Consider the following 15259-nt stretch of genomic DNA (forward strand, 5'->3'; position numbering starts at 1 on the left):
CGCGCCGCACCGGTCCGGGGACCGTTCGATCCCCGGACCGTGTGCCGGTCAGAGGCCGGCGTCTCCCGCCGCGTCCGCTTCCTGGACCGCCGAGCTTGTCCGCGCCGCGGCGCGCTCCTCGCCCTTCGCCTCGCGCTCCGGCAAGCTCCGCTTGGCCGACACCCGAGCCGCCGCCGATCCCTGCTCCCCCGCGACGCCACCGCGGATGCGGTTGTTCGCCGCCACCTTGGCCGCCGGGGTGTTGGATGTTGTCGTCAGCTTGCCGTCGATGATGTTGTCGTCGACATTCACCCCGCCCGTGGTGTTGGTGATGCTCACGTCACGACCCCAGTAGCCACCTGAGGCGCATCCGTCCAGGGTGCCGTTCGGGCCCAGCTGAACCCCGCCCAGGTTGCCCGCGAACGTTGCCCGGCCGCGGACCGCGCTGCCGCAGATCACGCTTCCGGTTGCGCTGTTGAGCACCGACAGGGTGCCGTCGACGAACGAGTCGTGCACGTCGGTGTAGTAGCTGCCCGTCGTGCTCACGTTGCCGGTCACGTCCGTGTTGCGGTCGAGGCGGATCTCGCCCGCGCTCGCGGTGACCGTGCCGTCGATGGCCGCGTTCTCCGCGAACAGGAAGCTGTCGTTCGTCGCGGATCCCTTGGGCCGTAACGTGATCGAGCCTGTTCCGGTGTCCTTGAGGAACACGCCGTAGCCGCCGGGGGCGAGCTCGATGCCGCCACCGATGGCGGTCGTGCCGGCGTCGAGGTAGCCGTCCGCGGCGACCTGGATCTCACCGCTGATGCGGCCGCCGGTCACGACGAGGTTCGCGCCCGCGGCCACGCTGACGTTGCCGGTGATGGTCGTGCCGGTCAGCGCGCACGACTGGCCGGCCGGCACCAGCAGGTCGTTCGGCACGGTCACCGCGCCGCCGGTGCCGACGCAGTGGGTGACCAGGTCGGCGCTTGCGCTGGTGGGGGCGATCGTCAGCGCCGCGGCGGTGACGACGGCGGTGACAGTGGCCAGCTTCGCGGCGGTACGTCTCATCGTTGTGCTCCCTTGACGACGTCGGAGCGGGCCGCGGCCCGCACGATGGTTCCCTGCTGGCGGGCGGTGAGCCGGCCCGCGGCGACCAGCGGCGCCGTGACCGTCTCGACGTGCCGGACGAAGGCGGCGTGGGTCGGGTAGCCGGCGTGTTCGGCGATCAGGTCGTTGATCGTGCAGCCGTTGCCGGTGTCGGCGTTGGCGATGCCGGTGTCCTGACTGCCGATGATCACCGTGGCGCGGGTGTCCGGGACCGGGCAGTCACCGGTGGCCGGCGGCACGACCGTGAAGGTCACCGACTTCTCCGCCGCGGCGTTCCCGGCCACGTCGGTGGCGCGGTAGCGCAGGGTGTGCGCGCCCGGTGCCCGGACGGCGACCGCTGACGTGTACGCCGTCCAGCCGCCCGAGTCGAGCGCGTACTCGATCGAGGCGACCCCCGATCCGGCATCCGAGGCCGTGACCGTCACGACCGCGCTGCCGTCCGCCTCGGTACGCACCGCGACAGACGTCACCGGCGGCGTGGTGTCAGGAACCGGCGCCGCGACCACGGTGAAGCTGACCATCTGCTCGGCCGAGGTGTTGCCGGCGACGTCCGTGGCCCGGAAGTGCACCATGTGCGATTTGACCGTGCCGACCACGACGGGCGCCGCGTACACCGCGAAGGCACCACCGTCCACGTTGTACTCGATCGTCTTCACCCCGGACTCCGCATCGGTGGCCGTGATGGCGACCGTGGCCTTGCCGACGTACTGCCCGGCGGTGTCCCGGTCGCCGGTGACCTGAGACGTGACCACCGGTGGTGTCGTGTCCTCCCCCGGCCCCGGTTCAGCCACCGTGAACGAGACCGACCCGGCCGCCGAGGCGTTGCCCGCCTTGTCGGTGGCCCGGAACTGCACCGAGTGGTCACCGACGGCGGTCACCGTCACCGGAGCCGTGTACGGCGTCCAGCTCGTGTCGTCGACCTGGTACTCGACCGTGTCGACGCCCGAACCCGCGTCGGAGGCGGAGACTGTCACCGTCGCGCTGCCCAGGTAGTCACCGGCGGCGTTCCGCTCGCCCGAGACCTGCGCGGAGACCGTGGGCGCGGTGGTGTCCCCGCCTCCCCCGCCGTCGGTGACGACCAGCTCGCCGACCATCGAGCTGTGCCCGGGGATCGAGCAGAAGTAGCGGTACTTGCCCGGCGTCAGGGTGACGGTCGCCTGGTGCCGTCCGTTGTTCGTGTCAAAGGGGCTGGCCAGGATGTTCAGGTTCACATCATGGTTGTAACCCTCACTGGTGGTGTCGAAGGTCAGCGTGTGCGGCATGCCGGTGGTGTTGCCGGTGGCCGCACTGTTCTCGAAGATGATCGTGGTCGCACCGGCGGTGGCCGAGGCGGGCGTGGACTTGTAGCGGGTGATGTCGTCGTCGGTCGTCCAGGTCAGGGTCCCCGCGGCGGCGGCCGGAGAGACCGCCACCGGGGACACGACCAGCAGGAGGCCGAGCAGCGCCACCTTCAGGAAGCGGGAAGTCATAGGGCCCTCACCCGGATGTTCTGGAAGTCCATCAGGTCGGTGTCGCTGTGGTTCTGCAGCCCGATGAAGCCGCTGGTGAACTGCCGCAGATCGGTCGGCGGGTCACCGGCGCGCGAGGACTGCTTGCCGGGCGTGTTGTCGAACTCGTTGATGACCACGCCGTTGCGCAGGATCGTGTAGTGCTGACCCACGACGCGCACCTCGTAGGTGTTCCAGATGTTCTTCGCGGTGACCCGGGCGTCGGCGAGCGTCACCGGGTCGAAGTTGTAGATCGAACCGGTCTTCTGCGGTTCGCCGGTGTCACCGTCGTAGAGCTGGATCTCGTGCCCGCAGTAGATGGCCACCCACGCCTGCGACGTCTGGGCCGAGCCCGTCGTGCCGCAACTGCCCGGCGGGCGTTCGTCGAGCGGGATGCGCGGGTCCGGGAACCGGGTGAAGACGCCGCTGTTGGCGCGGGCCGTGCCCGGTGCCACGTCCCGGAACTGGAGCTTGAGGGAGAAGTCGCCGAAGGGCTTGGTGTACCAGAGCATCCCGAGCCCGCCGCTGGACCGCAGTGAGCCGTCCGGCTGGATGGTGAACTGCCCGGTGGGCGCCTGTTCCCAGCCGAGCAGCGACTGGGCTGTGCCGTCGTACAGCGGCTCGTAGCCCTTGTGCCCGGGCCGGCCGACGGCCGACCCGGCAGCCGCGCGGGTCAGGGCGCCGGCTTCGCGGCTGGTGAGATCGAGCGTACGGGTGACCGCGGTGACGTGCCGCACGAAGCTGTCGTGGTCGGCCCAGCTGCTCTCGTCGTCGATGAGATCGTTGATGGTGCAGCCCTCACCGACCGTCCTGTTCGGAACTCCCGTATCCGTCTGGTCCACCCACACCGTGGTGCGGGTGTCCGGCGTCGCACAGCCGACCGTCACGGCGACCTGCGTCGTCGCCGTCTCACCACCCGCGTAGGTCACCGTCAGCTTCGCGGTGTACTTCCCGACCTTGGCGTAGGTGTGGCGCGGATTGGCCTCGGTCGAGGTGCCGCCGTCGCCGAACTCCCAGCGGTACGACACTCCGCCGGAGCGGGAGCCGGAGAACGCGATGGTCAGCGGCTTGTTCTGGACGGCGACCGAGGACGCGGCCGGGGCCGGGGTCGGGGCACCGCCCTGATAGGTGATCCTGATCAGCTTCTGGTTGGCATGAAGGCTGAAGAAGCCGCCGCCGTAGTCCAGCAGATACAGCGCGCCGTCCGGGCCGAACTTGGCGTCCATCCAGCTCTGCAGCCGGGCGTCGCCGTTACCGCTCGGGATGATGGCCCGCAGCGACTCACCGAAGACCGGCGGTGCCTGCCGCGGGACCCCGGCCGGGTCGACGGTGACCGCGACGCGGTTGGAGGCGTTCGACTGGTCGCCGATGAACCACTTGTCGTCCCAGTACTGCGGCCAGGCCACGCCGCTGGCGGTGTCCACCAGGTCGCGGTGGTACGTCGGGCCGGACATGATCGCCTGCCCGCCACCGCGCAGGTACGGCTGGGTGTAGGTGGCGTCCGCCTTGACGTAGGTGGGGATGCCGCTACCGTCGGCCCGGGGCGGGAAGACGGGTCCGCCGCCGTCGGGTGCGTACCAGATCATGTTGTCGCGAGCCGGCGGGATGTCGACCAGGCCGGTGTTGCGCGGCGACCCGTTCTTGAGGTTGTCGCAGTCGTACCAGCCGGTCAGGACGGTGGCGTCGGTGCTGCTGCGGTCCCGGTACGGCTGCTTGTTGCCCATGCAGTACGGCCAGCCCTGGTTGCCCGCCGAGGTGATGATCGTGGCGGTCTCGTACTTGGCCGGACCCAGCGTCGGGCTCGGCGACGCGGCGTCGGGGCCGACCCAGCCGGCGGTCAGCCACTGGCGTTCCGGGTCGATCGCGAGCCGGGCGATGTTGCGCACGCCCATCACGTAGATCTCCGGGCGGGCCTTCTCGGTGCCGGGCGGGAAGAGGTTCCCGGCCGGGATCGTGTACGTGCCGTCCGCCTCCGGGTGGATTCGGATGATTTTGCCGGCGAGGTCGTTGGTGTTGCCCGCGGTCCGGCGGGCGTCCTGGAACGAGACGCCCTGGTACTCGGCGGTCCAGTTGTTGCCGGAGTAGCCGCTCGAGCCCTCCGACGAGTTGTTGTCGCCGGATCCGACGTACAGGTTGCCCTGCTTGTCGAAAGCCATGCCGCCGCCGGCGTGGCAGCAGCTGTGGATCTGCACCGCGAACTGCAGCAGATCCTTGCGGCTCGCCTGATCGATGGTCTGGGTCGCCTTGTCGTAGGTCAGCCGCGAGATGGTGCGCCGGCCGATCCGCTTCTCCCGGTCGATGGAGTCGTGCGGCATCCAGTAGACGTAGAGCCAGCCGTTGGTCGCGAACGCCGGGTCGGGCACGATGCCGAGCAGGCCCTCCTCGTTCTTGACCAGTTCGGAGCCGCTGCCCCGGTTGCCCATGACCGGCAAAGTGGTCAACAGCTTGACCTGCTTGGTCTTCGGGTCGTAGGAGTGGATGGTGCCGCACCCGAGGCCGACCTTGGGGTCGGCCCAGTCGACGATCGGTCCGCTCGGGCAGGCGGCCTTGCCGACGTAGAAGACAGTGCCGTCGTCGGCGATGGTCAACCCGTGCGGCTCGCCGATCTGGTCGAGCTCACCGGTCTTGTTGGCCGCGGTGAGCCGTTCGACCTTGTAGTTGGCGGCGATGGTGGCCTGACAGTCACCGCGTTCGACGCCGGTGGTCCAGCGCAGGGCGCCGGCGAGATGCGTGCGGAAAGCGGGTTCGCCGTAGCTGCCCTCGGTGTGGCCCATGCCGGTGTAGAAGGATCGGCCGCCGTCGTAGTCGCGGCACCAGGAGACCGGGTGGAACGGCCCGTTCGCGCTCGGGCCCGGGTCGTAGAAGCGTTCCTCGACCTGCGCGACCGTGTGCACCGTGCCGACCGGGTTCGGATCCCAGTTGTACCAACGGTCGGCGCGCTTGACGGTCGTCGGCAGGCTCTTCGTCGCCGGGTGCTGCCGGTCGAGGATGTCCACGACCGCCTCGTTGACGCCCGGCGGCTGCGGTGCCGTCGTCGCGCCGGTGAACAGCCGCAGCTCGGCCAGCTGGATCAGCGGCTCACCACCGTTGGCGGTGATGTTCAGCCGGTAGTGCTTGTACTCGGCCGCGCCGGTGACCTCGAACCTGCGCATGACGAAGCGGTCCGGCCATGTCTGCCCGGTCCGCTTGTCCACATCGGACCAGCTCGTGCCGTCGGTGGAGCCCTGCAGGGTCCAGTCCTTCGGGTCCCGGCCGACGAAGTCGTTGGCCGAGGTGAGCGAGTATCCGGTAACCGCGGTGGGCTTGTTCAGCTCGTAGGCGACCCAGGCGGTCGGCGTTCGCACCAGCCACTTCGTGTTCGCGTCACCATCATTCAGCTTCTCTTTGGTTTCGTTGGGCGCGTTCTCCCCGCTCGCGGTCACCTTGGCGACCGGCTCGGGCACCGGAGCGCTGCCGGCCGGCCGAGTGCCGATCAGCCCGGTGAACCAGGCCGAGTCCAGCTGCGCGCTCGCCGCGTCGGCGATACCCACAAAACCGTTGCCCGCCTTCACATAGCTCTGCAGCGCCGCTTCCTGCGGCCGGCTGAGCGCGGCGCCGGCGGCCGACATGAACACCACCGCGCGATACCGGGCGAGCGTGGCGGGCGTGAAGGTCGCCGGGTCGGTGGTCTCGGTGACAGCGATGCCGTCCGCCTGCCCGAGCTCCTTGATCGCCTGGGCCGCGCGGGCCACCGGATCCTGCTGCTCGGCGACCGGCCCGTGAAAGACCAGCACTTCCACGGCCACGGCGTTTTCCCGTACGGCCGGAGCAGCGTGCGCGACCGCAGCCGACCCGCCCACCATGAGCACGGCCACAGCCAGTGCCCTCCGCAGGAGTAGTCCTCGCCTCATCCCAAGCCCCCTTGCTCGTCAGCCGTGCTGCGCTGTGTGGACGTGACCCTGAAAACGATGGATGGCCTCCTCGGCACCGGGCGGCATGCTGCCGTCGGCGTTACGGACCAGGAAGATCCCGGCCATCCCGCCGTCGGAGTGGAACTGCACGTGGCAGTGGTACATCCAGGCGCCGGGCCCGACGCCCTCGCCCGCCAGCACCTGGAAGCCGAAGGAGCTGCCCGGGTTGAGGTCCTTGTTGTCGATGACCTGACTCGGATCCGCGGGACCTTCGAGCATGCCGGTGCGGTTGTCGGCCCAGCGATGCGCGTGCAGGTGGAACGTGTGGAAGGTGCCGCCGTGCCCGATGGCGAGCCACTCGACACGCTGCCCGAGGTTGGCCTCGAACATCGGCGTGTCCGGCGCCATCCGATTGTTGATCATCATGTCGTTGAAGACCACGGTGAACTGCTTCTCCGGCAGGATGTCGCCGCGGCGCCGGACGACCAGCGCGCCGTACAGTCCCTTGGCGACCCCGCCGGTGCCGTGATCCGTGCCCATCGCGTGGTCGTGGTAGTGCCAGTAGCCGGCGCTGCCGGGCATGAACCGGCGCCCTTCAGCGGCGAACATCTCCCGCGACCGCCACACATAGGTGCGGGTCTCCCCCGGCTTGTTGAAGGAGTCGTTGAAAGGACTGCCATCGGAATCGGTGCTGTAGTCGACGCCGTGCGGGTGGATGGACAGCCGCTGGTTGGTCGTGTTGACCAGGGTGATCTCGAGGGTGTCGCCCTCCCACATCTCCAGCACCGGACCCGGCACGGTCGCTTTGCCGGGGGCGAGCCCGTAGCCGAAGAGCCCACCCGGCAACGCCTCGGCGTAGATGGTGACCTTGCGGGTGGCACCGGCCGCGGCCCGCGCCGGCTCAGCGCGCAGTGCAGCTGCGCCACCTGCGGCTGAGGTCAACCCCAAGGCGCCACCGACGACCAGCGAACGCCGCGAGACATTCTTCCGAGGCCAGTTGACAACGTTGTCTTCCATGCGTCTCGCCCACCTGTTCGCAACCGGTCACGGGGTGCAGAAGATCGAGAAGTGTCCACGGTGGGGCCGCGCTTTCCGCATCGACCGCCGCAACTTTCGTCGGATGACAGCAATCTATGTATGCCATCGACGAAAGTAAAGGTTACAAACCAAAAAGTCCGAATCCTGCGGGGTTCGCGTCACCCCGCCGAAATACCGTTGAAATCGCCGACGGTGGCTATTTCCGCTGCTGGAAGCCGGGTCGGGACATGATCGACAAGCGGGGGAACCCGGCGGTCAAGGGCCGGCGGGTCGGCCGCGGTTCGTTGTTGCGGTGGACCGGCATCCACAGACGACAGATCGGCGGATGCCGTCGATGGGCTCGGGTTCACCTCAGCGTTCGCATCTTCACCTGAGGTCTTGGTGGTCTCTTGGACGCTTCTCCAGGCTGAGGTTCGGCAGGCGCTCAGGGGCACCGAGGTGACCTTGAGGCGCGCTGTGGAGGAGGCCGAACGCACCGCACAAGGCAACTGGGAGAGGGCCGGGGACACCGGCCGGGTCAAGCGGCCAGCGACCGAGGTGGGGGCGAAGTAGACCCCGCCACGCGAGCGTCTAGGCGAAGTCGACCCGGCCACGCAGCCGTGCAGGCGAAGACGACTCGGGTCACGCAAGCGTGCAGGCGACTCCGATCCGGCCGCAAGCGTGGGGAAGGCCGCTCCGGCCACGCCAGCGGGTTGGGAAACACCTCGTCCACGCACACGTTTCGGCGAAAGGCCCCGGCAACCCAAGCGCGCGGAGACGCGAACGCGATCAGCCGCCCGAGCCCGGCCGTCAAGCCCGGTGCGACCGCCCCGGTCGCGGAACCCGCCAGGATGACATCACCGGCGCACGGATAATTGGCGCGTTTGTAGACGTCCAGCCGTCGCCGCGCCCACCACGTTGCCGGCGCAGGGCGCAGGCGTAAGAGATCATTGTCGCGCCTGATGGCACGCGGCGACCGCTGCGCCGACCTGCCTTTTCAGCTGCGGCTGGGCGGCGGCTCTCAGCTGTTGCGGACGCGATTGTCCAGCGGCGCGGGCTGGCTGGCCCACCACTCCTCCGGCACCTCGGCGTACAGCTCAGCAGCGATCGTCCGCAGGTGCGACTCGATCGGCTGTCCCTTGTGCGCGTCGGCGAGGCCGCTCAGGCGTACCTGCCATTGCGCGATCTTCTCCACGTTGACGCTGACCTGATAGTCCATACGTTCACCTTAGGACGCGGCCGGCGTACCCATCGTCGTTCCGCGGATGGGCACCCGTCTGGGTGCCCTCGCGGTTGCCTCCGGGCTGATAGCGTCGCCGGGCATGAATCGGCGTGGATTTCTGACAGTCGCGGCCGGCGTACCGCTGGCCGTCGCCGGCGTCACGGCCTCACCCGCCCCCGCTGCAGCCACGCCGACGGCCTCCCCCGCCGGAAAGGCCTTCGACGCGGCGGCGACCTCGCCCGCATTCGCTGCTGCCGCGCCGCTGCGGGGGCGTGTCACCGGTCTCCTGGTTCGCGATCCGATGCTCATCCGCGACGCGAGCGCGGCCCGGCTGCGCGGCTTCGTCCAGCCGCTCACGTGGGCCGAGGCCCAGCCCGAGCCCGGCGGCGACCTGAGCAGTCAGGCGCTGACGAAGCTCCGGGCCGCGGCCGACCTCGGCCGGCAGCGCGGCTACTCCCGGCTCAAGCTGCGCCTGCTCACCGGTTGGCAGTCGCCCGGCTGGGCGCTCGCGCTCGGCGGCGGGCCGATGCGGGAATGGGTGGATCCCGACGCGGTCGAGCCCGACCTGTACGACGTGCCGGTGTGGTGGGCGGACAGTTTCCTCACGGCCTACAGCGCTTTCCTGCCCAAGCTGGCTGCCGCGCTGGAGTCCGAGCCGCTCTGGGGTGAGGTGACCGTTTCCGGGACCTGCACGGTCTTCGCCGAGCCGTGCGTCAAGCAGCTCGGGGTGGCGGCCAACCGGGAGAAGGCGCTCGCCCGCGAGTACACCGCCGCGGCTGACCGGGCGGCGCTGGAGACGGTGATCGCCGCGCACCACGAGACCTTCTCGCCCCTCGGCATCGCATCCTCGGTGGCGTACAACCCTTGGCAGTTCATCACCGCCGGCGGCCGGATGGAGACCGATCCGGCCGTCACCGTGGCGCTCATGGATCACCAGCGCGCCACGATGGGCGCGTACGGCGTCTGGGAGAACAACTCGTTGATCGCGCGCCGGACCAGTGCCGGGCTGATGCAGACCCGGGCCGACTACCAGGACATGTACGACCACATGATCGCCGGCGCCGCGGCGGGACACCCGATCCAGTTCCAGACCGCCACCCTCGCCAAGATCCAGGCGGCCGAGGGCACCGCCGAGGCCACCGCGTCCTGGGTCGCCGAGAACGGCGGCATCTCCGTCGAGCTGCCGCGGGGCTGGGAGCAGGACATCGACGCCATCGGCGTGACCCGGGCCGACCAGCTCAACCGGCAGCTGGCGGTCAACGCCGCCGCCACGCTGAGCTGACCGCGCAAACTTGAACTATTCCAGAAAAGCACCTATGTTGATCCGGTGACGCCCGACTTCGAGACTCAGCTGCGGGCGGTCTCGTTGCGGGTGACCAGGCCACGGCTGGCTGTGCTGGCCGCGCTGCGGGACCATCCGCACGTCGACACCGACACGGTGATCGCGCTGGTCCGGGCCGAGCATCCCGCGATCTCCCACCAGACGGTCTACGACGTGCTGCGCGCGTTCACCGAGACCGGCCTGATCCGGCGCATCCAGCCGGCCGGCGCGACGGCTCGCTACGAGTCCCGGGTGGGAGACAACCACCACCACGTCGTGTGCCGCTCCTGCGGCGCCATCGCCGACGTCGAGTGCGCGGTCGGTCATGCCCCTTGTCTCACCGCCTCCGACGACCACGGCTTCGTGGTCGACGAGGCGGAGGTCGTCTATTGGGGCACCTGCCCCGACTGCGCGACCGCACGCCTTGCCCAAGGATCCGCCAGTTCGGAAGGAAACAGATGAGCGACACCCAGGACAACGCCCCGGCGAGCGCGCAGGGCGTGGACAAGATGGCGGCGGAAGGCTGCCCGGTCGCGCACGACTCGGTGACCGCGACCGGCAGTGAGAGCGAGAACCCGGCGATCGACTCGCCGACGCCCAAGACCGGCGGCCGGCCGCACACCATCCGTGACTGGTGGCCCAACCAGCTCGACCTGTCCGTGCTGCACGCCCACTCGTCCAAGGGCAACCCGCTCGGGGAGAACTTCAGCTACGCCCGGGAGTTCGCCAAGCTCGACGTCGACGCCCTCAAGCGTGACATCACCGAGGTGCTCACCACCTCGCAGGACTGGTGGCCGGCCGACTTCGGTCACTACGGCGGCCTGATGATCCGGATGAGCTGGCACGCCGCGGGCACGTACCGGATCCACGACGGCCGCGGCGGCGCCGGCGACGGCGGTCAGCGGTTCGCCCCGCTCAACAGCTGGCCCGACAACGCCAACCTCGACAAGGCGCGGCGCCTGCTGTGGCCGGTCAAGGCCAAGTACGGCCAGCAGATCTCCTGGGCCGACCTGCTCGTGCTGGCCGGCAACGTGGCCCTGGAGTCGATGGGCTTCAAGACCTTCGGTTTCGGCTTCGGCCGCCAGGACGTCTGGGAGCCCGAGGAGATCTTCTGGGGCCCCGAGGACACCTGGCTCGGCGACGAGCGCTACGTCTCCGACAACGAGATGGCCGAGAACGTCGGCGCGACCGAGATGGGCCTCATCTACGTCAACCCCGAGGGTCCCCGCGGCAGCGCGGACTTCCGGGCGGCGGCCCACTTCATCCGGGAGACCTTCGGCCGGATGGCGATGAACGACGAGGAGACCGTCGCGCTGATCGCCGGCGGCCACACCTTCGGCAAGACCCACGGCGCCGGCCCGGCCGACAACCACGTCGGCCCGGAGCCGGAGGGCGCCGACCTGGAGACGCAGGGCCTGGGCTGGCTGAGCACGTACGGCGAAGGCAAGGGCGCCGACACGATCACCAGCGGTCTCGAGGTGACCTGGACCGACCGCCCCACGCAGTGGAGCAACCGCTTCTTCGAGATCCTCTTCGGCTACGAGTGGGAGCTCACCACGAGCCCCGGCGGCGCCAAGCAGTGGGTCGCCAAGGACGCCGAGGAGATCATCCCGGACGCGTACGACCCGGCCCGCAAGCACAAGCCGACGATGCTCACCACGGACTTGTCGCTGCGCTTCGACCCGGCGTACGAGAAGATCTCGCGCCGTTTCCTGGAGAACCCGGACGAGTTCGCGCTGGCCTTCGCCAAGGCCTGGTACAAGCTGCTCCACCGCGACATGGGACCGGTCAGCCGCTTCCTGGGCCCGTGGGTCGCCGAGCCGCAGCTGTGGCAGGACCCGGTGCCGGCCGTCGACCACGAGCTCGTCGGTGACGCCGACATCGCCGCCCTCAAGGCGAAGGTGCTGGAGTCCGGCCTGACCACCGCCCAGCTGGTCTCCACCGCCTGGGCGTCGGCCGCCACCTTCCGCTCCACCGACAAGCGCGGTGGCGCCAACGGGGCCCGGATCCGTCTCGAGCCGCAGCGCAACTGGGAGGTCAACCAGCCGGAGCAGCTCGCGACGGTGCTGGGCACCCTCGAGGGCATCCAGCAGGAGTTCAACAACGCGGGCGGCGCCAAGATCTCGCTCGCCGACCTGATCGTGCTGGCCGGCTCGGCCGCGGTCGAGAAGGCGGCGCGCGACGCCGGCGTCGAGATCACCGTGCCGTTCCACCCGGGCCGCACCGACGCGAGCCAGGACCAGACGGACGTCGACTCCTTCCGGGTCCTCGAGCCCCGCGCCGACGGCTTCCGCAACTACCTGCGCCCCGGCGAGAAGACCCAGCCCGAGGTCCTGCTCATCGACCGCGCCTACATGCTCGACCTGACGGCGCCCCAGATGACGGTCCTCATCGGCGGCCTGCGCTCCCTGGGCGCGAACGTCGGCGGCTCGCAGCACGGCGTCCTCACCGATCGGCCCGGTGTGCTGACCAACGACTTCTTCGCCAACTTGCTGTCCCCCGGCACCCGGTGGAAGACGTCGCAGACGGACGAGCACGTGTACGAGATCCGCGACGTGACCACCGACGAGGTCAAGTGGACCGCGACCGCGGTCGACCTGGTCTTCGGCTCGAACTCGCAGCTGCGGGCCCTGGCCGAGGTGTACGCCAGCGGGGACGCCCGCGAGAAGTTCGTGACGGACTTCGTCGCGGCGTGGACGAAGGTCATGGAGCTGGACCGCTTCGACCTCGCCTGATCCTCTGTACGACCGAGGAGCCCGGCCGATCCGCTGCGATCGGCCGGGCTCCTTCATGCTTCCGCTTGGAATGCGGTCATGTCCGCGTGGAGCTCGTCGTCGATGTCGTCCAGGTCCACCGCCTGCAGGATGGCGCGGAGCCGGGCCAGCTCCTGCGGGCGCGCCGCCCAGTGTTCGGCCGGCACCCGCAGCACCGCGGCGAGCAGGTCGCCCGGGTAGTAGGCCCCCTCCACCAGCGGATCGTTCTGCAGCAGGCCCAACGCGCGGGACACCAGCACCGGCAGACCCACCCGCTGACCGATCAGGATACGCAGATCCTCCGCGTCGAGGCTACCGACCGGCCGGCGGCGCAGACGGTGCACGGTCGAGATCAAGGTGCTGGCATCGGCCGGCGCGTCACCCCAGGCGCTGCCCTCGATCTGCTCGAGGGACAACTCTTGCGTGTCGGCCACAAGTACTCCTTCGCCTTCGTAGGACCATGCAGATCACGGGTTGATACGGGGAACGTACTGCTCGGAATGGTCCAGCAGGCGGCTGGCCTCTCCGAGTTCCGCCTGCGCATCGGCGCGTTCCGCCTCGGAGAGGTGCGGATCACCGACCTCCCGCTTGAGCTGCCGGATGCGGTTGACCAGACCTCGTTGCGCGTTGCGCACCTCGTCGACGTGATCCCAGGGGGTGCCGTCCGGCTTGCGCGCGACCACCTCGCCGTCCAGCTCCCGTCGGGCGGCGTCGAGGTCCTTCTCGGTCAGATGTTCCTTGATGCGGTCGGTCTTTCGGGGGGCGGAACGTGCCGGAGCGCTGCCCTGCATCGGAGACACCGCGTCCTCGGCCGCTGCATGCTGGAGCAGCGACGCGCCCGCGGCGGTGGTGATGCCGACGCCGGCCACAATGCCGGCGGTCGAGACGATGTTGAGCGGGACGCCGGCCACTGCGCCCACGCCGGTGGCGTCAAGAGCCAGCCCGAGGCCGTCACCACCGGCACTTACCATCGTCAGGCCGATCCCCGCCGCCGCGGCCGCCACCTCTCCGGGATGGTGCAGCATCGCGTTGCCGACCGAGGCCAGCGAGTTGACGACATCGGCACCGACGTCGGTGAAGAAGTCCCCCACGTCGTCGAGCCAGCCGCTCTTCTCCGGTGCAGCGTCCGCTTCGGCGTTCAGAACGCGTGCCGCCGCGGCAGCGGCATCGGCGACCTGACTCCGTGCGCCGGTGAGGGCGTCCCGTGCGGCCTGACGACCGGCATCCCCCGGATCCACAAACGGTGGGACGGCCTGCGCGGCCGTGGCATGCGCTGTCGCCTGCTCGTACGCCTGCCGCGCCCGTTGCGAGTCAGCCTGGGCTGCGTCCCACATCCGGACCGCCTCCGCCGCCCGGCCCTGGGCCCATTCGAGGGTCGCGGCGTACGTCGACAAGGCATCAGCCGCAGACTGCAGACAGTTGGCGGCGTCGTACCACTTACTGGGCTCGTAGCTGAACTTGTCGCGGAACGCCTGTCCGGCCTTGCCCTCCCAGGCGCCGGTGTCGATGTCGATGAGGCCGTCACCGGCACGCTCGGCATTCTGCGCGCGTCGTTGGAGCATCCCGGCATCGGCGCGTACTCTGCTGGGGTCACCCGCGACGAGGACGTGCGGATCATGTGTCTCGCCGAGCTCAGCCATCGACGGCCTGCACCCCCGGATCGGTCGGCAGCCGAGCAGCCGCCGTGCTGTCCACCGCCCGGTACGCCTTCGCGGCTCGGCTCAGGATGTCGCCGACCGTTCTCGCGTCCTCGGTGAGCAGGTCCAGCCCGTCACTCCACCGGTCACAGAAGTTCGTCAACGCACCGTGCAGGCCCTCGTCGCCGTAGACGTCGGCACTTCCACCTGCATTTTCGAGCTGAGATCTCCTCTGGTCGTCGACGGTGCGGACGATGCCGTCCGCCGCCCGCTCCAGCGCGTCGATGTCGACATGAAAACCAGGGCCGTCCATCGATACCCCCCCCCCCCCCCCGCGTTCCCACCGAATGTATCGAGGGTTCGTCGAGCCCACCGACAACAAGCAAGTTCCCGCCACGGGCCGCCCGGCGGCGCTCTATCGAGCCGGGCCGGCAACCACGTCGAATCCGCCGATCATGCGCACCAGCTCGCGCTGACCGCGGCACCCGGCTGTGCCGGCATCCCGAGGGACGCCAGCACCTTTGTGCTGGGCCGTGATCAGCGGCAGATCTTCAGGACCCCGTCCCAGTTGGTGCCGGCCTGGCAGACCGGCTCGGCGGCGGCGGGGGCGGACGCGACGGTGGCCGCGCCCAGGGCGAGGGCCGCTGCGGTGACGACGAGGGTCACAGCGCGGCGCAGGGTTGCAGGCATGGTGATTCCTTCCCGGGAGCTTCATGAGGTCGTTATGGCGGCGAGAGGACCCGGCGCTCGCGTGATCCGGGGCCCGGACGAGGCGGGATCCGGAGGCCGGCCGGTCCCCGGCAGGCCTACAAGGACAGGAACGGCTTCGACAGCCAGAATTCGGCAATCGACGGCCGACGATGTGCG

General features: G+C 69.7%; 11 protein-coding genes and 1 pseudogene. 3 read left to right on the plus strand and 9 right to left on the minus strand.

From position 1 onward, the window contains the following. Positions 1-48: 48 nt before the first annotated feature. The 5 genes and pseudogenes from ACWEOZ_RS09695 to ACWEOZ_RS09715 form a co-directional block, all read right to left on the minus strand. Positions 49-1026, minus strand: a complete 978-nt coding sequence (locus ACWEOZ_RS09695) for a hypothetical protein (protein ID WP_451910301.1) — start codon at positions 1024-1026, stop codon at positions 49-51. Between the two features lie 290 nt (positions 1027-1316). Continuing rightward, positions 1317-2453, minus strand: a pseudogene (locus ACWEOZ_RS09700) (cupredoxin domain-containing protein); the annotation flags it as partial. A gap of 77 nt (positions 2454-2530) precedes the next feature. Then, positions 2531-6406 carry a ThuA domain-containing protein gene (locus tag ACWEOZ_RS09705; RefSeq protein WP_451910302.1) on the minus strand — a complete coding sequence of 1292 codons (3876 nt, stop codon included), beginning with the start codon at positions 6404-6406 and terminating at the stop codon, positions 2531-2533. Between the two features lie 54 nt (positions 6407-6460). After that, a complete protein-coding gene (locus ACWEOZ_RS09710; RefSeq protein WP_451910303.1) occupies positions 6461-7459 on the minus strand; it encodes a multicopper oxidase domain-containing protein in 999 nt (332 codons plus the stop codon). Between the two features lie 1021 nt (positions 7460-8480). Next, positions 8481-8678 (minus strand): hypothetical protein, encoded by a 198-nt coding sequence (locus ACWEOZ_RS09715; RefSeq protein ID WP_451910304.1) that lies wholly within the window; start codon positions 8676-8678, stop codon positions 8481-8483. 103 nt (positions 8679-8781) lie between these two features. Between ACWEOZ_RS09715 and ACWEOZ_RS09720 the strand changes: the two genes are divergently transcribed. Genes ACWEOZ_RS09720 through katG form a run of 3 tightly spaced genes read left to right on the plus strand, consistent with a single transcriptional unit; the run spans position 8782 to position 12737 of the window. Then, positions 8782-9963 (plus strand): hypothetical protein, encoded by a 1182-nt coding sequence (locus ACWEOZ_RS09720; RefSeq protein WP_451910305.1) that lies wholly within the window; start codon positions 8782-8784, stop codon positions 9961-9963. Between the two features lie 45 nt (positions 9964-10008). Beyond that, positions 10009-10464 (plus strand): Fur family transcriptional regulator, encoded by a 456-nt coding sequence (locus ACWEOZ_RS09725; RefSeq protein ID WP_451910306.1) that lies wholly within the window; start codon positions 10009-10011, stop codon positions 10462-10464. Then, on the plus strand, positions 10461-12737 hold the full coding sequence (gene katG, locus ACWEOZ_RS09730) for a catalase/peroxidase HPI (protein WP_451910307.1): 2277 nt from the start codon (positions 10461-10463) through the stop codon (positions 12735-12737). The genes ACWEOZ_RS09725 and katG overlap by 4 nt, the downstream gene beginning before the upstream one ends. Positions 12738-12790: 53 nt before the next feature. On the opposite strand, the gene ACWEOZ_RS09735 is transcribed toward katG, so the two are convergent. The 4 genes from ACWEOZ_RS09735 to ACWEOZ_RS09750 all read right to left on the minus strand — a co-directional run bounded on the left by ACWEOZ_RS09735 (position 12791) and on the right by ACWEOZ_RS09750 (position 15082). After that, complete coding sequence (locus ACWEOZ_RS09735) at positions 12791-13189, minus strand: contact-dependent growth inhibition system immunity protein (RefSeq protein ID WP_451910308.1); 399 nt, start codon at positions 13187-13189, stop codon at positions 12791-12793. 33 nt (positions 13190-13222) lie between these two features. Continuing rightward, the gene (locus ACWEOZ_RS09740; protein WP_451910309.1) at positions 13223-14395 is read right to left on the minus strand and encodes a putative T7SS-secreted protein; all 1173 of its coding nucleotides are present in this window, start codon (positions 14393-14395) and stop codon (positions 13223-13225) included. Further along, positions 14388-14705: a hypothetical protein gene (locus ACWEOZ_RS09745; RefSeq protein WP_451910310.1), complete on the minus strand. Its 318-nt coding sequence runs from the start codon at positions 14703-14705 to the stop codon at positions 14388-14390. The genes ACWEOZ_RS09740 and ACWEOZ_RS09745 overlap by 8 nt, the downstream gene beginning before the upstream one ends. Positions 14706-14929: 224 nt before the next feature. After that, positions 14930-15082, minus strand: a complete 153-nt coding sequence (locus ACWEOZ_RS09750) for a hypothetical protein (protein WP_451910311.1) — start codon at positions 15080-15082, stop codon at positions 14930-14932. Positions 15083-15259 lie beyond the last annotated feature (177 nt).

It is taken from the genome of Actinoplanes sp. NPDC004185, from assembly GCF_053603475.1.

Excerpts from the sequence above, each read along its gene's own strand:
- ACWEOZ_RS09695 (WP_451910301.1), bottom strand. The coding sequence starts at position 1,026 with ATGAGACGTACCGCCGCGAAGCTGGCCACTGTCACCGCCGTCGTCACC.
- ACWEOZ_RS09710 (WP_451910303.1), bottom strand. The coding sequence starts at position 7,459 with ATGGAAGACAACGTTGTCAACTGGCCTCGGAAGAATGTCTCGCGGCGT.
- ACWEOZ_RS09715 (WP_451910304.1), bottom strand. The coding sequence starts at position 8,678 with ATGGACTATCAGGTCAGCGTCAACGTGGAGAAGATCGCGCAATGGCAG.
- ACWEOZ_RS09720 (WP_451910305.1), top strand. The coding sequence starts at position 8,782 with ATGAATCGGCGTGGATTTCTGACAGTCGCGGCCGGCGTACCGCTGGCC.
- katG (WP_451910307.1), top strand. The coding sequence starts at position 10,461 with ATGAGCGACACCCAGGACAACGCCCCGGCGAGCGCGCAGGGCGTGGAC.
- ACWEOZ_RS09740 (WP_451910309.1), bottom strand. The coding sequence starts at position 14,395 with ATGGCTGAGCTCGGCGAGACACATGATCCGCACGTCCTCGTCGCGGGT.
- ACWEOZ_RS09745 (WP_451910310.1), bottom strand. The coding sequence starts at position 14,705 with ATGGACGGCCCTGGTTTTCATGTCGACATCGACGCGCTGGAGCGGGCG.
- ACWEOZ_RS09750 (WP_451910311.1), bottom strand. The coding sequence starts at position 15,082 with ATGCCTGCAACCCTGCGCCGCGCTGTGACCCTCGTCGTCACCGCAGCG.